The sequence below is a fragment of the Pseudomonas sp. FP818 genome (assembly GCF_030687335.1).
GTDB lineage: Bacteria > Pseudomonadota > Gammaproteobacteria > Pseudomonadales > Pseudomonadaceae > Aquipseudomonas > Aquipseudomonas shahriarae.
This window is the reverse complement of record NZ_CP117427.1, coordinates 5,491,056-5,507,372: the sequence shown is the minus strand read 5'-3', so window position 1 is coordinate 5,507,372 and position 16,317 is coordinate 5,491,056. Positions and strand designations below refer to the sequence as shown.

The following is a 16,317-nucleotide window of genomic DNA, read 5'->3' as shown; positions in this document are numbered from 1 at the left end:
CCTCCCACAGCTAGCTGCGCACGAAAGCTTGAAGCAGGCCGTAATCGTTCAGATCGGCTGCGCGCAGTGCCTGGATGTAGCGCATACGGACTTCATTGGCGGCGATCAGGTTAGCGCTTCCCCAGGAGAAAAGTGCGAGCCCTTGTTGTCTGAGCAGGCAGTCAGCCATCAAGCGCGCGTGGCGACCGTTGCCATTGGGGAATGGGTGCAGTGAAACCAGTTGGTGATGGAAGCGGACAGCAACCTCTTCGCACGGGAATACATCGTGTTCCAGCCAATACATCGTGTTCCAGCCAATACGTTGTGTTGTCTAGAAGGTGACGTAGGTTGACTGAAATCTTCGTCCAGTCGCAGCCGATATTTTTGTCGGAGTGCCTGAATGTCCCAGCCCATTTCCATGTATCACTGAACATTCTGACGTGGAGTTGACGGCAGAAATGTTCATTCAAGACATCAAGCTTGTTTTGTCGCCCCAGCCAACGCATTGCCTTGAGGATGTTTGCAGCTTCCCATTCATCCAGCTCGCCTTGGGTGGTGATGTGCCTAGGCTTGAGCCCTGCTACTTCGTCGGGATCCAGGGGTGTTTGGCCGGGTTTCAGCTCAAGTACTATCGCCACAATCGAGCCCATGAGCCGCGGAGCAATTCCATACGGCGAGCGGCCACCTGACGCTCGACGAACGTATCTGACGGGCGCTGGTTTTCGAGGCCCATCGTATGAGCGACACCCATCACTTCTTGCCTGGCCAGTACCTCGGCGCGCGCCTGCACCATCTCGCGCAGCGGTTTTCTTGGCACCAGAGCGTAAACAAGCTCACAGTCCAGACCTGCCGCCAACTTACGCAACTGGGCGAGTGTGATGCGATCATCGGCTTCGGCCTGCTCCGACTGCTGCAACGTCGCAAAGGCAACGCCAAGCAGGGCTGCCTGGGACCTCAGCGATCGGCCCAATGATTCTCTGATCGAGCGCAGCCATCCTCCAGGCGGGGTGGATTTACCGCTTAGTGTTTCAAACGGCTCCAGGGCCCTTTCTACTTGGGCAAGGCGCAGTTCGTTGAGTGAGGAGGAGGTCATGGGGGCACCCGTATTTGCCTATCAGATGTTCACACCGCGAAATTGCGGATGTGTTTGCATCGTTGATCTTAATTTATCGAATGCCTATAGGCATACATTTTCAGGCTATATGTATGTTTATAGGCAGTCAATATTGAATGTTTTGTATGTCTATAGGCATTCATTTTTAGTGTGGGCAATGGGGTTCGGATACAAAAGGCTAGTGAGGCGATGTCCGAGCAACAACCCCCAAAACCTGTAGGAATGATCGTGCGGCATGATTCCTTCAGATTTTTCCCGCACGTTTTCGCGCCTAGGCTTGGTCGGTCATCGCAAAAAACGGTGACACGGACGTGCAAGTCCGGTTACATATCGGCGCACCAACGCCCATAGCCATTCAACGGGCGTTTTTTATGCCTGCTGTGTTTGTTATGGCGGCTGTGCGTGGGAGACCTTCGGGTCTGCCGGGGGCCGATATGCCCGGTCTTGCACACCTGCGCACAGCTGCCACCCGATTTGCGTGCAAGCAAGCGGTGTCAGTCTCCTTCACATATCGGAGATGTTCACCATGATCAAACCCACCCCCAACCCACCTACCTCATCCAGTATCTTCACCGTCAACCCACACCAGAACACCGAAACCCTGCTGGTCAACGCCAGCGAAACCCTCGCCTCCCTCAACGCCCTGACCTGCGCCCTGGCCTTTGAGCTCAACGGCGCCCAGCGCGGCGTACTCCTGGCCATCCAACAAATGACCGAACTGGGCCAACTGCTGGTCGAGCGTGCGCTGGAGCAAATATCGCCTGCGGCCGCTGCGTAAAACTTGATCAGTCCCAGAAAGGGACCGTTCGTTCCCTTTTTGGGACTGATGCCTGCTCGGGTAAAGCCCCACGTAAACCCGCCGATAACCCGAGGAGTCTTTCGGTGGAAGCAACAACACAATGTGGCTATTTGACGTATTTGCCTGGCTGTATAACCTCACCCCGTTTACCGGTGCTTTGCTGTTGTGGTTCCTGGTGTTGGTGCTCACTGCCTGCGCGACGATGAAGTACCCGACACGGCGCGGCAAGCTCGTAGGCTTCGGGATTTCGGTGGTGGGCGCGGTGTTTATTCTGGGGTACCTGGAAACCCTCGTGCTCAACGCCACAGGCAAAGAAATCAAGGGTGTTGTGATCAACCTAGTGGTCATGAGCCTCGGCGGTTTGGGCTCGGGCCTGCTTGCGGTGGCCATTTCGAAAAGGCCAAGCAAGGCCGAAATTGAACAGAGCCTTACAAGCATCCGGAACTGGGGCCTGACGGTTTTTGAATACCTGTTCGTGTTTATCCTGGTGTGTTCACTGGTGTTGGCTGCTATCTGCCTGCTCTTGTGGCTCCTGGATTGGCCCGTGGTGTCGGGGCAGGAAGTCACTGGCCTGTTGCTGGCTTTCCTGGGCGCAGCGTCGGGCTGTGCGATCGTCTCCTATTTGCGTCGGTTGATGAAGTGGGAACAGCTGGGCGTGGCCGCGTTGTTTGGGCTGTTGCTGTTTCTGCTGCCCGTGTACGTGCAGGCGATTTGGGGGCTGGTGAGCTGGAGCCTGGCGGCGGTGCTGGGGTTCCATGGCGTAGCGGGCATTGCGATGGGCTGGACCGTGTGGCGCCAGCGCAGGGAATGGCGGCGCTCCTGACCGTTACTCCAACCGTAACAGTCCACCACCGAGCTTGATTGATACCCCCCCGATTCACTCCTATGGTGAGCTCCACGACAGCGAACCCGTGGAGCGATCATGACAACAACAATAACCCCCGACTCGCGCTGGACGCGGCGCCGCGACGAGAAGCGGCGCCGGCTCGGGCTGGTGCAGGCGTTTGCCGATGGGGCGGTGCTGCCCAGCGACCGGATCGTCGAGGCCCTGCAAGCCCTGATCCTGCCCGGCGACCGGGTGGTGCTGGAAGGCAATAACCAGAAGCAGGCTGACTTTCTTTCGCGCTCCCTGGCCAAGGCCGACCCGGCCGTGCTCCATGACTTGCACATGATCATGCCCAGCGTCGGGCGTTCCGAGCACCTGGACCTGTTTGAAAAGGGCATCGCACGCAAACTCGATTTCTCGTTTGCCGGCACCCAATCCCTGCGCATCAGCCAGCTCCTTGAAGATGGCCTGCTGGAAGTCGGCGCGATCCACACCTACATCGAACTCTATGCGCGACTGGTCGTAGACCTGATCCCCAACGTGGTGCTGTCCGCCGGCTTTATGGCCGACCGCGCCGGCAATATCTACACCGGCCCCAGTACCGAAGACACCCCGGCGCTGATTGAGCCGGCGGCCTTCAGCGATGGCATCGTCATCGTGCAGGTCAACCAATTGGTCGACGACGTCAGCGACTTGCCCCGTGTGGACATCCCGGCCAGTTGGGTGGATTTCGTGGTGGTGGCCGACAAACCCTTCTATATCGAACCGCTGTTCACCCGCGACCCCCGGCATATCAAGCCGGTGCATGTGTTGATGGCGATGATGGCGATCCGTGGCATCTACGAAAAGCACAATGTGCAGTCGCTGAACCATGGCATTGGTTTCAACACCGCCGCGATTGAACTGATCCTGCCGACCTACGGCGAGTCCCTGGGCCTTAAAGGCAAGATCTGCCGCAACTGGACCCTCAACCCGCACCCGACGCTGATCCCCGCCATCGAAAGTGGCTGGGTCGAAAGCGTGCATTGCTTCGGCACCGAACTGGGCATGGAAAACTACATCGCCGCGCGCCCGGATGTGTTCTTCACCGGTCGCGACGGCTCGTTGCGCTCCAACCGGATGTTCTGCCAACTGGCGGGGCAATACGCGGTGGACCTGTTTATCGGCGCCACCTTGCAGGTGGATGGCGACGGTCATTCGTCCACGGTGACCCGTGGCCGGCTCGCCGGGTTTGGTGGCGCGCCGAATATGGGCCACGACCCGCGCGGGCGCCGCCACGGCACCCCGGCCTGGCTCGACATGCGCCACGACGATGCCCCCGAAGCCTTGCTGGAACGCGGCAAAAAACTGGTGGTGCAAATGGTCGAGACCTTCCAGGAGGGCGGCAAACCGACCTTCGTCGACACCCTCGACGCGGTGGAAGTGGCGCGCAAAAGCGGCATGCCCCTGGCGCCGATCATGATTTACGGCGACGACGTGACCCACTTGCTCACCGAAGAAGGCATCGCCTACCTGTACAAGGCGCGCTCCCTGGAAGAGCGCCAGGCGATGATCGCGGCGGTCGCCGGGGTGACTGCCATCGGCTTGCGCCACAACCCCAAGGACACCGCGCGCATGCGCCGCGAAGGCCTGATCGCCTTGCCCGAAGACCTCGGCATCCGCCGCACCGATGCCACCCGCGAACTGCTGGCGGCCAAAAGCGTGGCCGACCTGGTGGACTGGTCCGGTGGCCTGTACAACCCGCCCGCCAAGTTCAGGAGCTGGTAAATGCACGCACTCAAACTGCACACACTGACCCTGGCCGAGCAACTGGCGGACCTGGCGGTCGAGGCGCTGATCGACGAAGCGGACCTGTCGCCCAAACCGGCGCTGGTGGATCGGCGCGGCAATGGCGCCCATCAGGATCTACACCTGGGCCTGATGCACGCCTCGGCGCTGTCCTTGTGGCCGGCCTTCAAGGAAATGGCCGAAGCGGCGATTGCCTTGGGTGAGATTGGCCTGCCGCTACGCGAAGCCCTCGGACGGATCGGCCGCGAAGGCGAGCAGGCGATGCTCGCCACCACTCAGGGCGTGAATACCCACCGTGGCGCGATCTGGGCCCTCGGTCTGCTGGTGGCCGCTGCCGCGCTGGACCCCACCTCCCGTCACGCCAGTGCCCTGAGCCTGCGGGCTGCGCGCCTGGCCCTGCTCAATGACCGTTTTGCACCGCAACCGCTCAGCCACGGCGCGCAAGTCGCGCAACGCTATGGCGTGCGTGGCGCCCGCGAAGAAGCGCAACTGGGCTTCCCCGCCGTGCTGCAACGCGGCCTGCCGCAACTGCACGCAAGCCGCCTGCAGCACCACGGCGAGCAGAACGCGCGCCTCGACGCACTGTTGGCGATCATGACCCAACTGGCCGACACCTGCGTGCTCTACCGCGCCGGCACCGACGGCCTGCAGGCCATGCAACTAGGCGCCCAGGCCGTGTTGGATGCGGGCGGCAGCGCGAGCCTGGCGGGGCGGCGTCGCCTCAATGAATTGGACCAGCAACTGCTGGCGCTGAATGCCTCCCCCGGTGGCGCCGCCGACCTGTTGGCCGCGTGCCTGTTTATCGACCGCATCGAGTCTTGCGACGGAGCGTTTTGATGGAAACCCTATCCTTTGAATTCCCCGCCGGGCAGCCGCCCAAAGGCCGCGCGCTGGTGGGTTGCGTCGGCTCCGGCGACCTTGAGGTGCTGCTGGAACCGGGCACGGCGGGCACCTTGAGCATCCAGGTGCAAACCTCGGTCAACGGCGCCGAGCAACGCTGGCAGCACCTGTTCCAGCGGATCTTCCAGGAACAGACCCCACCGGCCTTGAACATTCAGATCCACGATTTTGGCGCCACCCCCGGCGTGGTGCGTTTGCGCCTGGAGCAAGGTTTCGAGGAGCTTGGCCATGACTGATTTACTCAATAGGCACAGCTTCGTCGAACTCGGTGCCCGCCAGCGGGCCAAGGCCTTGCTGGATGCCGGCAGCTACCGTGAACTGATCGACCCGTTCCAGCGCGTGATGTCGCCGTGGTTGAGTCGCCAGGGCGTGGTGCCGCAGGCCGACGATGGGGTGGTGATCGCCAAGGGCACGCTCGACGGCCTGCCGCTGGTGATTGCGGCCATCGAAGGCAACTTCCAGGGCGGCAGCCTGGGTGAAGTGGGCGGCGCGAAAATCGCCGGCGCCCTGGAACTGGCCGCCGAGGACAACCGCAACGGTATTCCCACGCGTGCGGTGCTGCTGCTGGAAACCGGCGGCGTGCGCTTGCAGGAAGCCAACCTCGGGCTGGCGGCGATTGCCGATATCCACGCCGCGATTGTCGACCTGCGCCAGTACCAGCCGGTGATCGGCGTGGTGGCCGGCAGCGTGGGCTGTTTTGGCGGCATGTCCATTGCCGCTGGCCTGTGCAGTTACTTGCTGGTGACCCGCGAAGCACGCCTGGGCTTGAACGGCCCACAAGTGATCGAACAGGAAGCCGGCCTTGAGGAATACGACTCCCGTGACCGGCCCTTTATCTGGAGCCTGACCGGCGGCGAGCAGCGCTTCAACAGCGGCTTGGCCGACCGTTATGTGGCGGACGATGTGGCGCAGATCCGCCAGCAGATCAGTGAACTGTTGCAGCAAGGTTTGCCGGCAGCGCCGCGCAGCCGCCAGGCCGACTATTACCTGGCGCGCCTGGCTGCGTTGGACGCCGAACCGCAGATCGAACCGGCCACGGTTCGCGACCTGTATCAGGGAGAACGCCCATGAGAGGCTTGCAGTGGTTCAATGCATTGAGCGCCGGCGCAGCGCCAGTGGCGGGTTTGCCGGCGTCGTTGAAAGTCGCCGATGGGGTACTCGGCGAGCATGCCGTACGCTTTATCGCGGTGGTGCCGGATGCTGCCAACCGCTTCCCCCGGGCGCGCCAGGGTGAAGTCGGTCTGCTGGAAGGCTGGGGCCTGGCCAAGGCGGTGGATGAAGCCATCGCCAGCGGCGATCAACGCCCGATTGTTGCCATCGTCGACGTGCCCAGCCAGGCCTATGGCCGTCGCGAAGAAGCCCTGGGCATCCATCAAGCCCTGGCGGCGGCGGCAGACAGTTATGCCCGCGCGCGCCTGGCCGGGCACCCGGTGATCGGGTTGCTGGTGGGCAAGGCCATGTCCGGGGCGTTTCTCGCCCATGGCTACCAGGCCAATCGCCTGATCGCCCTGCGCGACCCTGGGGTGATGGTGCACGCCATGGGCAAAGCCTCGGCGGCGCGGGTGACCCTGCGCAGCGTCGAAGAACTGGAAGCCCTGGCCGCCAGCGTGCCGCCCATGGCCTATGACATCGACAGCTATGCCAGCCTCGGCTTGCTCTGGGAAACCCTGACGGTCAGCCAGATCGAACAGCCGACCGTCGACGACCTGGCGCGGGTCAGGGATTGCCTGGTGCAGGCGATCAAGGATGTGCAGAACAGCGGCGTGCGCGATTTGCGCGGGCGCCTGGGCGCCGCCAACCGTGCCGCGTCCAGCCATGTGCGCCAACTGCTGCGGGAACAATGGTGAACGCCCACGACTTGCTCTGGGGCATGACCCCGGCGCACCTGCCTGCTGACGCACCGGCCTGGGTCCTGGCGGTGATCGGGGCGGGGCATCCGGTGGTGGTACGCCGGGCGCTGGTCGATCCGGGCTACGTGGCGGTGGGGGTGCGTGGGCGTTTGCGCGAGCAGCGTTTTGCGGCCGTGATGCCCCTGGCGGCTGTGCAACGGCGAGTGACACCCGAGGCCCTGCGCGGGGTGATTTCGCCCCGGAATCTACCGGCGTTGCGCGCCCTCGATCAACTGCGGCCGGTGCTGGCGCAAGAGGCTTGGGGCGTGACCGGCAGCGCGGGGTTCGAGTTGGCCACGGGCATTGAAGCGCTGCATGCCCAGAGCGATCTGGACCTGCTGCTGCGCACTCCCGAGCGTCTTGATCGCGGCGATGCCGAGGGTCTGTTGGCGATTCTGAACACCGCGCCGTGTGCCGTGGACCTGCAATTGCAAACCCCTTATGGCGCTGTCGCCTTGCGCGAATGGGCCGGCCCCGCGCAACGGGTGCTGCTGAAAAACGCCAGCGGTGCGCACTTGGTCAGCGACCCTTGGCAGGCGGTGGCATGAGCAGCCTCTTGGTGTTTCCGGGGCAGGGCGCCCAGCGTCCGGGCATGCTCCAGCAACTGCCCGCCAGCGTCCTTGATGAGGCCAGTGATGCGTTGGTCGAAGATGTGCGCCAGCTCGATTCGGCGCACGCCCTGGCCAGCACCCGCGCTGTGCAACTGTGCCTGCTGATCGCCGGCGTGGCCCATGCCCGGCAATTGCAACGCATCCCGGATTACGTGGCGGGTCTGTCCATCGGGGCCTATCCGGCGGCGGTGATCGCGGGCGCCCTGGAGTTTGCCGATGCGCTCCGGCTGGTCAGCCTGCGCGGTGAACTGATGCAGCACGCTTATCCACAGGGCTATGGCATGACCGCACTGATCGGCCTGGAGTTATCCACCGTCGAAAGCGTGCTCGCCGAGGTCCACAGCACGCAAACCCCGGTGTACCTGGCCAATATCAATGCCGACAACCAGTGCGTGATTGCCGGCAGCGATACCGGCATGCAGCGTGTCGCGGATCGTGTCAAAGGCCAGGCCGTGGCCAAGCGCCTGGCCGTCAGCGTGCCGTCCCACTGCGCTCTGCTGGAGCAGCCGGCCGAGGCCCTCGCCGAGGCATTCGCCAAGGTTGCGCTCCATGCGCCGGCCATCACTTACCTGAGCAGTACCCGGGCGCGGCCGATCCGTGATCCCGCGCAGTTGCGCGACGACCTGGCGTTCAACATGTGCCGCATCGTCGATTGGCGCGGCACCGTGCAAAGCGCCTATGAGCGTGGTGTACGCCTGCAGATCGAACTGCCACCGGGCGCAGTCCTCACTGGCCTGGCACGGCGTGTGTTTGAGCAAGGCACCGTGATCGCCTTCGAAGGCGCGCGCCTGGACACCTTGCAGGCCCTGCTGGAACAGGAGGGCCGCCACCACCGATAAAGCGTGAGCTTGGCTTTCGAAGCACAAAAACAACAATTTCGATCAAGCATCAAGAGGACTACCAGCATGATTATTTACGGTGTGGCGTTTCTGGCCTTGTGTACCCTTGCAGGCTTGTTTGTCGGCGAGCTGTTGGGCAAATGGATGGGCATTCCGGCCAACGTCGGCGGGGTGGGAATCGCGATGTTGCTGCTGATCGGCCTGGGCAGTTACCTCGGCAAGCGTGGCCTGTTTACCGGCAAATCCGAGCAGGGCGTGAGCTTCTGGGCGGCGGTGTACATTCCCATTGTGGTGGCCATGGCAGCCCAGCAAAACGTGTATGGCGCGATCAGTGGCGGCCCCATGGCGATCCTCGCCGGTGCTAGTGCGGTGGTGGTGGCATTTGCCCTGGTGCCGGTGCTGGTACGCATCGGCAACCGTGAGCCGGATGCGGTCGTTCCCACCAAGTCGGCAGGGTGAGCGCCATGTACGAATCCTTGATGAAAGTCATCACCGGCTACGGCCTGATCAGTGGTTTTGCGGTGATCGGCCTGACCATGTGGGTGTCCTACTGGATCAGCGACAACTTCACCAAAGGCCGCCTGCATGGCTCGGCCATCGCGATCCTGCTGGGGCTGGTGTTGTCCTATGTGGGCGGTGCGTTTACCGGCGGGGCCAAGGGCGTGGTGGATATCCCGCTGCTGTCGGGCATCGGCCTGCTGGGCGGGGCGATGCTGCGGGACTTTGCCATCGTCGCCACCGCGTTTGGTGTGAGCGTCGATGAACTCAACCGCGCCGGGTATGTGGGGGTGCTGGCGTTGTTTGTCGGCGTCGGTTCGTCATTTATCGCCGGCGTCGGGGTGGCCATGGCGTTTGGTTATACCGATGCGGTGAGCCTGACCACCATCGGCGCGGGTGCTGTGACCTATATCGTCGGGCCGGTGACCGGGGCGGCGATTGGCGCCAGTTCCGAGGTGATGGCACTGTCGATTGCGGCGGGGTTGATCAAGGCCATTTTGGTGATGGTAATGACCCCGTTCGTCGCGCCGCTGATCGGCCTGAACAGCCCGCGCAGTGCGGTGATCTTTGGCGGGTTGATGGGCACCTCCAGCGGTGTGGCTGGCGGGTTGGCGGCGACTGATCCGAAGCTGGTGCCTTATGGCTGCCTGACGGCGGCGTTTTATACGGCGCTGGGGTGTTTGTTGGGGCCTTCGTTGTTGTTTTTGATGATGCGGGGGTTGGTGGGGTAGGGCACAACATTTCGATTGAATGATCGGGCCTCATCGCGGGCAAGTTGCACCGCCGCCCCCGCATTTTGATGTGTGAATACATTCAAATGTGGGAGCTGCGGTGCGACGATTCGACTTGCCTGCGATGGCGGTTTCAAATTTGCCGATTGGCATACATCCGACACTCCGCCAACAACGCCAGCAAGTTCGGATCACGCTCCTTGGCCTTCAAGAACACCACGCCAATGTGCTGCTGCAACCGGTAGCGTGGCTGCAACGGGATCAGCTTGACCCGGTTCTCATACACCGCCGCAATCCTCCCCGGCAGCAGCGCATAGCCAACGCCCGAGCTGACCATGCTCAGCAGGGTGAAGATGTCGTTGACCTGCATCGCCACCTTCGGCTCGAAGCCCGCCTGCTTGAACACCCGCGCACCGTCCTGGTGGGTGGCGAAGCCTTGGGTCAGGGTGATGAAGGTGGCGTCGCGCACCTGGGCCAGATCGATTTCCTGTTCGCGGTCCAGGGGCGAGTCGGCGGGGGTGGCGAGGAAGATGTCGTCGGAAAACAGCTGAATCTGCGCGCAGTCCGGCTCGACGGCCTGGTCGTCGAGGGAGATCAGGATCGCATCCACTTCCATGTTCTTGAGCTTGTACATCAGGTCGACGTTGGAGCCCAGGATCAGGTCGATATTCAGCTCGCTGCGCCTGATTTTCAGGCCCATGATCAGTTGCGGCACGGTCTTGACCGTCAGTGAATACAAGGCGCCGAGCTTGAAACGTTCGGCAGAGAAACCGGCGGCTTCGCGGGTCAGGCGCACGCTGTCGACCACCTCTTGCACCAGCTTCTGTGCGCGTTCTTCGAGGACGTAGGCGCTTTCCAGCGGGGTGAGGTTGCGCCCTTCGTGTTTGAACAGCGGGCAACGCAGGGCGTTTTCCAGGGAGTGGATGGCCCGGTGCACGCTGACATTGCTGGTCTGCAACTCGGCGGCGGCGCGGGCCAGGTTGCCGGTGCGCATGAAGGCCAGGAAGATTTCCAGTTTCTTGAGGGTGAATTCTTCGTCGATCAGCATGGCGATGACTCTTATTCGAATGCGTTCGATTGTGCCCGCAAAACCCCGCTGCTCCCAGCCATGTAGCGCCATCTGTACCGCAGTCGTCATAACGGTCTTGCACTCTCGTCTGGCAGGCCTGAGCCTTATGGGGTAGACGCAGCAGTTTTGGAGGTCGGCGACACATGTATCACGGAGAACGATTCAACGCCTGGAGCCATTTGCTCGGCGCCGTGGCAGCCTTTATCGGCGCGGTGTGGATGTTGGTGGTGGCGAGTATGGACGGCAGCCCGTGGAAGATCGTCAGCGTGGCGATCTACGGGGTTACGCTGCTGGTGCTGTACAGCGCCTCGACGGTGTATCACAGCGTGCGCGGGCGCAAGAAAGCGATCATGCAGAAGGTCGACCACTTTTCGATCTACCTGCTGATCGCTGGCAGCTACACGCCGTTTTGCCTGGTGACCCTGCACGGGCCGTGGGGCTGGACGCTGTTCGGGATTGTCTGGGGGCTGGCGGTGATCGGGATCCTGCAGGAGATCAAGCCGCGTTCCGAGGCGCGCATATTGTCGATTGTGATTTATGCGGTGATGGGCTGGATTGTGTTGGTGGCGGTCAAACCGTTGATTGCCGCGCTGGGCATGGACGGGTTTATCTGGCTGGCGTCGGGTGGGGTGTTGTACACGGTGGGGATTATCTTTTTTGCCCTGGAACACCGGTTAAGGCATTCCCATGGGATCTGGCACTTGTTTGTGATTGGCGGCAGCCTGCTGCATTTTGTGGCGATCATGCGCTACGTGCTCTGAAACTGTAGCCGCTGGCTTGTGTGGGAGCTGGCTTGCCTGCGATAGCATCACTGCGGTTTAACTGATGAACCGAGGCGCCTGCATCGCAGGCAAGCCAGCTCTCACAAAAGCCCAGTCCCACATGGGTTTTGTGGTGTTTTAGAGACGGTCTAACTGCTCCTGGGCACGGCTGCCAAAGATCTCCAACAGGCTCGCCAACATATGCGGCGGCGGTTCGTCGGCGCGGGTCAGGGCATACAGGGTGATGGGCAGCGGCGGGGCCAGGGGGCGGATGCAGGTGCTGTCGGTGGATGCACCCAGCGCGGTGAAAGGGTCGATCACCGCCAGGCCGGCGCCGGATTCGACCATGGCGCGGGCCAGGGAATAGGTCTGCACCGAGATCCGCACGCGCGGCGGCGGCTCGACCGCTTCCAGGTAGCTATCGAGCCGCGCCGACAGTGGGTCGGCACTCGACAGGCCAATCAACGGCGCGCCCGCCAGGGCCATCAAGGGCAAGGGCTTGCCCAGTTCCGCTGCCGGCCAGAAGCCCCGTGGCGCCAGGGCCACCAACACGCCGTGGGCCAATGCCTGGGCCTTGAGCCCCGGATGGTCCGGGGACTTGAGGGTCAGCGCCACATCCATCTCGCGCATCAACAGGTTTTGCACCAGCTCACGGCTGTGGGCGCTGGACAGTTCGCAGGCGATGTCCGGGTAGCGCTGGGTCCATTCGCCAATCGCTGGCGGCAGCAGCGACAAGGCCAGGGCTGGCGTGGCGCCGATGCGCAGGCTTTGGCCGGGTGCGCGCCGCAGGTTCTGCGCCAGGCGCCGCACGCCTTGCAGGCTTTCGCTGACCTTATCGACTTCGCGCTCCAGGGCCAGGGCTTCCGGGGTGGGCTGCAGCTTGCCGCGGATGCGCAGGAACAGCGGGAAGCCCAATTGCAGCTCGGCATGTTGCAGCACCTTGGTCACCGCCGGTTGCGAGACATGCAGCAACTGCGCGGCGGCGCTGACCGAGCCGGTCTGGCGGATGGCCTGGAAGATTTCGATATGACGCAAGCGCATGACGAGTCCATAACCTTTGTTTATAGGTGGCCCATCTTTATTCATTGTCCGGCGCCTGTCACCTGCCCCTACCCTTGGACGCTCATTACAACGCTTGGGAATCGACATGGCTCAGCAGGTTTGCATCATTGGCGGTGGGGTCATCGGTCTGGCGAGTGCCTATGCCCTGGTGCGCGCCGGCATGGACGTGACCGTGGTCGAGGCCCGCGACAGCCTGGGCAGCGAGACCAGCTTTGCCAATGGCGGCCAGTTGTCCTATCGCTACGTTGCGCCGCTGGCGGACAAAGGTGTGCCGCTGCAAGCCATTGGCTGGCTGCTGCGCGGTGATTCACCCTTGAAGCTGCGCCCGCGCCTGGACCCGGCGCAATGGCGTTGGATGGCCTCGTTCCTCGGCGCCTGCCGGGCTTCGGTAAACAAGCGCAATGCCGGCCACTTGTTGCGCCTGGCCAGCCTGAGCCAGGGCATCTTGCAGCAGTGGCGCGAAGAAGACGGGCTGGACGGTTTCGACTGGAAACGCAACGGCAAGCTGGTGACGTTTCGCAGCCACCACACGTTTGAACACGCTCGCAATAAGGTGCTCGATCGCCTGCAACAGCAAGTGCTGTCGGCGGCCGATTGCACGCGCCTGGAACCGACCCTGGGGGCCACGGATTTTGTTGGGGGCATCTACACACCCAATGAAGAAGTGGCGGATTGTCATGGCTTCTGCCAGCAATTGGCGGCACGCCTGGAAGCGTCGGGTCGTTGCCGGTTTGTGCTGGGGCGCAAAGTCACGGGCATCCGCCATGCCAACGGCACGGTGCAGGCGATTGAGTTGGGTGGCGAGGTGATGCCGGTGCAGCACCTGGTGCTGGCGGCGGGGGTGCGCAGCCCCGAGTTGGCCTTGCCGGGCATTGCGTTGCCGCTGTATCCGCTCAAGGGCTACAGCCTGAGCGTGCCGATTGGCGAGCAGCACGCCGCGCCGAAAATCAGCATCACCGACTATGACCGCAAGATCGTCTACGCGCGGATCGGTGAGCAACTGCGGGTGGCGGCGATGGTCGACATCGTCGGCTTTGATACGGGCCTTGAGCCCAAGCGCCTGGCCCTGATCAAGCGCCAGGCCAGTGAGACGTTCCCCTTGGCCGGCGATTACAGCCAGGCCATCGAATGGGCCGGCATGCGCCCGGCCACCCCCAGCGGCGTGCCGCTGATTGGCGCCAGTGTGTACCGCAACCTGTGGCTCAACCTTGGCCATGGCGCCCTGGGTTTCACCCTGGCCTGTGGCAGCGGCCAGCTGTTGGCCGAACTGATCGGCCGGCATACCCCTTCCATTGATATGCAGGGCCTCGCGCCCCGCGCCGCATAGGACGCTGCAATGACCATCACCCGGATCAACAGCAATAGTCGCCTGTCGGGCGCCGTGACCTACCAGGACCTGGTATTCCTCTCCGGCCAGGTGCCGGGCGAGGGCCAGGACGTCGCCACCCAGACCCAAGAGGTGCTGGCCAAAATTGATGCGTTGCTGGCCGAAGCCGGCAGTGACAAGGATCATCTGCTCAACGCGACGATCTACCTGAAAAACATTCAGGAGGGCTTTGCGCCGATGAATGATGTCTGGTCCGCCTGGCTTACGCCCGGCCAGGCACCGACCCGCACCACCCTGCAGGCGGAGCTGGCACGCCCGAGTGTGCTGGTGGAAATCAGCGTCATCGCTGTGCGCCGCCCATAACAAGAAAACCAACGGAGAATAACAATGCAAAAAATCACGTTGATCGGCACTGCGCTGGGGCTGTTGTTGACTGCCCAGGCCCAGGCCAATGAAGCGCCGCTGACGGGCACCCTGGCCAAGGTCGCGAACGCCAAGAGCATCACCCTGGGCTATCGCGATGCGTCGGTGCCGTTTTCCTATGTCGGCGACCATACCGGCAAGCCCATGGGCTATTCGGTGGACCTGGCGAGCAAGATTGTCGAGCGCATCCAACAGAAGACCGGCGTGCCCCAGCTCAACGTGAAGTACAACCTGGTCACCTCCCAGACCCGTATTCCGTTGGTGATCAACGGTACCGTTGACCTGGAGTGCGGCTCCACCGGGGTGACGGCCGAGCGGCAGAAGCAGGTGGCGTTTTCCTATGGCTTTATCTATGTGAAGGGCCAGTTGCTCACTGCCAAGGACAGCGGTATCCAGCGCTTCGCCGACCTGCGCGGCAAGAACGTGGTGACCACTGCAGGCACCACCAACGAGCGCTTCCTCAAGAGCTACAACCACGAGCACAAGCTGGATATGTCGGTGATCAGCGCCAAGGATCACGGCGAAGCGTTCCAGATGCTGCAATCGGGCCGGGCTGTGGCGTTCTATATGGACGATGCGTTGCTCTACGGCGAGCGCGCCAAGGCCAAGGACCCGCACAAGTGGGTGGTGGTGGGCGAGGAGCAATCGCGGGAAATCTACAGCTGCATGGTGCGCAAGGACGACCCGCAGTTTCTGGCGGTGGTCAACGAGACCCTGGGCGAGCTGTACAGCTCGGGGGAAATCAATGGGATCTACCAGCGCTGGTTTGAACAGCCGATCCCGCCGAAGGGCTTGAACCTGGAATTCCCCATGACCAGCGAGCTGAAGGCGATTATTGCCAAGCCGGTCAGCGATCCGGTGGAGTAACCCACCCATCCCGATGTGGGAGCTGGCAAGCCAGCTCCCACCGTTTTGATTGGGTTTGCACAGTGGGGCTAGAAGTCGCCCCACAGTTGTTGCGCGACGGATAGCGCAACTACGGGCGCGGTCTCGGTGCGCAATACTCGCGGGCCCAGGCGTGCGGCGTGGAAGCCAGCATTTTGCGCGGTCTGGACTTCGCCATCGGTCAAGCCTCCCTCCGGGCCGATCAAAAACGCCAGGCTCGACGGTTTGGCATGACTCACCAGTGGCTCGGCCACCGGGTGCAGCACCAACTTCAAATCCGCCTCGGCTTGTTTCAACCAATCGGCCAGCAACAACGGTGGGTGAATCACCGGCACCGTGGAGCGCCCGCATTGCTCACAGGCGCTGATTGCGACCTGGCGCCAGTGCAGCAGGCGCTTGTCGGCGCGTTCGTCCTTGAGGCGCACTTCGCAGCGCTCGCTGAAAATCGGTGTGATGGCGTTGACCCCAAGCTCGGTGGCTTTCTGGATGGCCCAGTCCATGCGCTCGCCACGGGACAAGCCCTGACCCAGATGAATGTGCAAAGGCGACTCCACCTGGCCGGCGAAGGCTTCGGTCAGTTGCACCGTCACGCGTTTTTTCCCGACTTCCAGCAGGCTGCCGCGAAATTCCTGGCCAGAACCGTCGAACAGTTGCACGGCATCGCCTTCGTTCATGCGCAGCACGCGGCTGATGTAGTGCGCCTGGGCCTCGGGCAACTCGTGGTCGCCAAGGCTCAACGGGGTATCGGTGAAAAAGCGGGACAGTCTCATTTCTGTTCTCGGGAAAATGCAAAACCTGTGGGAGCCGGGCTTGCCC

At 62.7% G+C, this 16,317-nt stretch carries 21 protein-coding genes; 15 read left to right on the top strand and 6 right to left on the bottom strand.

Annotated features, from left to right (window positions below; all coding sequences use genetic code 11):
* Window positions 1-10 precede the first annotated feature (10 nt).
* Genes PSH80_RS25180 through PSH80_RS25170 form a run of 3 tightly spaced genes read right to left on the bottom strand, consistent with a single transcriptional unit; the run spans window position 11 to window position 1,072 of the window.
* A complete protein-coding gene (locus PSH80_RS25180) occupies window positions 11-274 on the bottom strand; it encodes a Fic family protein (protein WP_305420658.1) in 264 nt (87 codons plus the stop codon).
* Window positions 162-629, bottom strand: coding sequence for a mobile mystery protein B (locus tag PSH80_RS25175; protein ID WP_305418622.1), 468 nt, complete (start codon window positions 627-629; stop codon window positions 162-164). Before PSH80_RS25175 ends, PSH80_RS25180 begins: the two co-directional genes overlap by 113 nt.
* Window positions 608-1,072 (bottom strand): transcriptional regulator, encoded by a 465-nt coding sequence (locus tag PSH80_RS25170; protein ID WP_169989447.1) that lies wholly within the window; start codon window positions 1,070-1,072, stop codon window positions 608-610. The genes PSH80_RS25175 and PSH80_RS25170 overlap by 22 nt, the downstream gene beginning before the upstream one ends.
* Before the next feature lie 547 nt (window positions 1,073-1,619).
* On the opposite strand from PSH80_RS25170, the gene PSH80_RS25165 reads away from it, so the two are divergent.
* The 11 genes from PSH80_RS25165 (at window position 1,620) to madM (ending at window position 9,974) form a co-directional block, all read left to right on the top strand.
* Entirely contained in the window at window positions 1,620-1,871 is a 252-nt protein-coding gene (locus PSH80_RS25165) for a DUF6124 family protein (RefSeq protein ID WP_057960971.1), read from the top strand.
* A gap of 121 nt (window positions 1,872-1,992) precedes the next feature.
* Window positions 1,993-2,715 (top strand): hypothetical protein, encoded by a 723-nt coding sequence (locus tag PSH80_RS25160; protein ID WP_200659948.1) that lies wholly within the window; start codon window positions 1,993-1,995, stop codon window positions 2,713-2,715.
* A 99-nt stretch (window positions 2,716-2,814) separates the two neighbouring features.
* On the top strand, window positions 2,815-4,485 hold the full coding sequence (mdcA, locus tag PSH80_RS25155; protein WP_170045717.1) for a malonate decarboxylase subunit alpha: 1,671 nt from the start codon (window positions 2,815-2,817) through the stop codon (window positions 4,483-4,485).
* Window positions 4,486-5,343 (top strand): triphosphoribosyl-dephospho-CoA synthase, encoded by an 858-nt coding sequence (locus tag PSH80_RS25150; RefSeq protein WP_057960875.1) that lies wholly within the window; start codon window positions 4,486-4,488, stop codon window positions 5,341-5,343.
* The gene (locus tag PSH80_RS25145) at window positions 5,343-5,642 is read left to right on the top strand and encodes a malonate decarboxylase subunit delta (RefSeq protein WP_057960874.1); all 300 of its coding nucleotides are present in this window, start codon (window positions 5,343-5,345) and stop codon (window positions 5,640-5,642) included. Before PSH80_RS25150 ends, PSH80_RS25145 begins: the two co-directional genes overlap by 1 nt.
* On the top strand, window positions 5,635-6,477 hold the full coding sequence (locus PSH80_RS25140; protein WP_120734281.1) for a biotin-independent malonate decarboxylase subunit beta: 843 nt from the start codon (window positions 5,635-5,637) through the stop codon (window positions 6,475-6,477). The genes PSH80_RS25145 and PSH80_RS25140 overlap by 8 nt, the downstream gene beginning before the upstream one ends.
* Complete coding sequence (gene mdcE / locus PSH80_RS25135; RefSeq protein ID WP_120734280.1) at window positions 6,474-7,253, top strand: biotin-independent malonate decarboxylase subunit gamma; 780 nt, start codon at window positions 6,474-6,476, stop codon at window positions 7,251-7,253. Before PSH80_RS25140 ends, mdcE begins: the two co-directional genes overlap by 4 nt.
* On the top strand, window positions 7,247-7,843 hold the full coding sequence (locus PSH80_RS25130; protein WP_120734279.1) for a malonate decarboxylase holo-ACP synthase: 597 nt from the start codon (window positions 7,247-7,249) through the stop codon (window positions 7,841-7,843). The genes mdcE and PSH80_RS25130 overlap by 7 nt, the downstream gene beginning before the upstream one ends.
* A complete protein-coding gene (gene mdcH, locus PSH80_RS25125; RefSeq protein WP_057960870.1) occupies window positions 7,840-8,745 on the top strand; it encodes a malonate decarboxylase subunit epsilon in 906 nt (301 codons plus the stop codon). The genes PSH80_RS25130 and mdcH overlap by 4 nt, the downstream gene beginning before the upstream one ends.
* 66 nt (window positions 8,746-8,811) lie before the next feature.
* Window positions 8,812-9,204, top strand: coding sequence for a malonate transporter subunit MadL (madL, locus tag PSH80_RS25120; protein ID WP_057960869.1), 393 nt, complete (start codon window positions 8,812-8,814; stop codon window positions 9,202-9,204).
* A 5-nt stretch (window positions 9,205-9,209) separates the two neighbouring features.
* The gene (madM, locus tag PSH80_RS25115) at window positions 9,210-9,974 is read left to right on the top strand and encodes a malonate transporter subunit MadM (protein ID WP_305418619.1); all 765 of its coding nucleotides are present in this window, start codon (window positions 9,210-9,212) and stop codon (window positions 9,972-9,974) included.
* A 133-nt stretch (window positions 9,975-10,107) separates the two neighbouring features.
* Here the strand turns inward: madM and PSH80_RS25110 are convergent, their stop codons facing one another.
* Window positions 10,108-11,022: a LysR substrate-binding domain-containing protein gene (locus PSH80_RS25110; protein ID WP_057440356.1), complete on the bottom strand. Its 915-nt coding sequence runs from the start codon at window positions 11,020-11,022 to the stop codon at window positions 10,108-10,110.
* 164 nt (window positions 11,023-11,186) lie between these two features.
* On the opposite strand from PSH80_RS25110, the gene PSH80_RS25105 reads away from it, so the two are divergent.
* Window positions 11,187-11,804, top strand: a complete 618-nt coding sequence (locus PSH80_RS25105; RefSeq protein ID WP_057960867.1) for a hemolysin III family protein — start codon at window positions 11,187-11,189, stop codon at window positions 11,802-11,804.
* A 138-nt stretch (window positions 11,805-11,942) separates the two neighbouring features.
* On the opposite strand, the gene PSH80_RS25100 is transcribed toward PSH80_RS25105, so the two are convergent.
* Window positions 11,943-12,845 (bottom strand): LysR family transcriptional regulator, encoded by a 903-nt coding sequence (locus PSH80_RS25100; protein ID WP_057960866.1) that lies wholly within the window; start codon window positions 12,843-12,845, stop codon window positions 11,943-11,945.
* Between the two features lie 106 nt (window positions 12,846-12,951).
* Here PSH80_RS25100 and PSH80_RS25095 point away from each other — a divergent pair, with 106 nt between their 5' ends.
* Genes PSH80_RS25095 through PSH80_RS25085 form a run of 3 tightly spaced genes read left to right on the top strand, consistent with a single transcriptional unit; the run spans window position 12,952 to window position 15,483 of the window.
* Entirely contained in the window at window positions 12,952-14,193 is a 1,242-nt protein-coding gene (locus PSH80_RS25095) for a D-amino acid dehydrogenase (RefSeq protein WP_115129191.1), read from the top strand.
* 9 nt (window positions 14,194-14,202) lie between these two features.
* Complete coding sequence (locus PSH80_RS25090) at window positions 14,203-14,556, top strand: RidA family protein (RefSeq protein WP_057444181.1); 354 nt, start codon at window positions 14,203-14,205, stop codon at window positions 14,554-14,556.
* A 24-nt stretch (window positions 14,557-14,580) separates the two neighbouring features.
* Entirely contained in the window at window positions 14,581-15,483 is a 903-nt protein-coding gene (locus PSH80_RS25085; protein WP_057960864.1) for a transporter substrate-binding domain-containing protein, read from the top strand.
* Between the two features lie 68 nt (window positions 15,484-15,551).
* On the opposite strand, the gene PSH80_RS25080 is transcribed toward PSH80_RS25085, so the two are convergent.
* Window positions 15,552-16,271, bottom strand: coding sequence for a 16S rRNA (uracil(1498)-N(3))-methyltransferase (locus tag PSH80_RS25080; protein ID WP_273865434.1), 720 nt, complete (start codon window positions 16,269-16,271; stop codon window positions 15,552-15,554).
* Between the last annotated feature and the right edge of the window lie 46 nt (window positions 16,272-16,317).

Bases quoted from the DNA above. Each gene is read 5' to 3' on its own strand.
- PSH80_RS25175 (WP_305418622.1), bottom strand. From the start codon at position 629: ATGGGCTCGATTGTGGCGATAGTACTTGAGCTGAAACCCGGCCAAACA.
- PSH80_RS25170 (WP_169989447.1), bottom strand. From the start codon at position 1,072: ATGACCTCCTCCTCACTCAACGAACTGCGCCTTGCCCAAGTAGAAAGG.
- PSH80_RS25165 (WP_057960971.1), top strand. From the start codon at position 1,620: ATGATCAAACCCACCCCCAACCCACCTACCTCATCCAGTATCTTCACC.
- PSH80_RS25160 (WP_200659948.1), top strand. From the start codon at position 1,993: ATGTGGCTATTTGACGTATTTGCCTGGCTGTATAACCTCACCCCGTTT.
- mdcA (WP_170045717.1), top strand. From the start codon at position 2,815: ATGACAACAACAATAACCCCCGACTCGCGCTGGACGCGGCGCCGCGAC.
- PSH80_RS25150 (WP_057960875.1), top strand. From the start codon at position 4,486: ATGCACGCACTCAAACTGCACACACTGACCCTGGCCGAGCAACTGGCG.
- PSH80_RS25145 (WP_057960874.1), top strand. From the start codon at position 5,343: ATGGAAACCCTATCCTTTGAATTCCCCGCCGGGCAGCCGCCCAAAGGC.
- PSH80_RS25140 (WP_120734281.1), top strand. From the start codon at position 5,635: ATGACTGATTTACTCAATAGGCACAGCTTCGTCGAACTCGGTGCCCGC.
- mdcE (WP_120734280.1), top strand. From the start codon at position 6,474: ATGAGAGGCTTGCAGTGGTTCAATGCATTGAGCGCCGGCGCAGCGCCA.
- PSH80_RS25130 (WP_120734279.1), top strand. From the start codon at position 7,247: ATGGTGAACGCCCACGACTTGCTCTGGGGCATGACCCCGGCGCACCTG.
- mdcH (WP_057960870.1), top strand. From the start codon at position 7,840: ATGAGCAGCCTCTTGGTGTTTCCGGGGCAGGGCGCCCAGCGTCCGGGC.
- madL (WP_057960869.1), top strand. From the start codon at position 8,812: ATGATTATTTACGGTGTGGCGTTTCTGGCCTTGTGTACCCTTGCAGGC.
- madM (WP_305418619.1), top strand. From the start codon at position 9,210: ATGTACGAATCCTTGATGAAAGTCATCACCGGCTACGGCCTGATCAGT.
- PSH80_RS25110 (WP_057440356.1), bottom strand. From the start codon at position 11,022: ATGCTGATCGACGAAGAATTCACCCTCAAGAAACTGGAAATCTTCCTG.
- PSH80_RS25105 (WP_057960867.1), top strand. From the start codon at position 11,187: ATGTATCACGGAGAACGATTCAACGCCTGGAGCCATTTGCTCGGCGCC.
- PSH80_RS25100 (WP_057960866.1), bottom strand. From the start codon at position 12,845: ATGCGCTTGCGTCATATCGAAATCTTCCAGGCCATCCGCCAGACCGGC.
- PSH80_RS25095 (WP_115129191.1), top strand. From the start codon at position 12,952: ATGGCTCAGCAGGTTTGCATCATTGGCGGTGGGGTCATCGGTCTGGCG.
- PSH80_RS25090 (WP_057444181.1), top strand. From the start codon at position 14,203: ATGACCATCACCCGGATCAACAGCAATAGTCGCCTGTCGGGCGCCGTG.
- PSH80_RS25085 (WP_057960864.1), top strand. From the start codon at position 14,581: ATGCAAAAAATCACGTTGATCGGCACTGCGCTGGGGCTGTTGTTGACT.
- PSH80_RS25080 (WP_273865434.1), bottom strand. From the start codon at position 16,271: ATGAGACTGTCCCGCTTTTTCACCGATACCCCGTTGAGCCTTGGCGAC.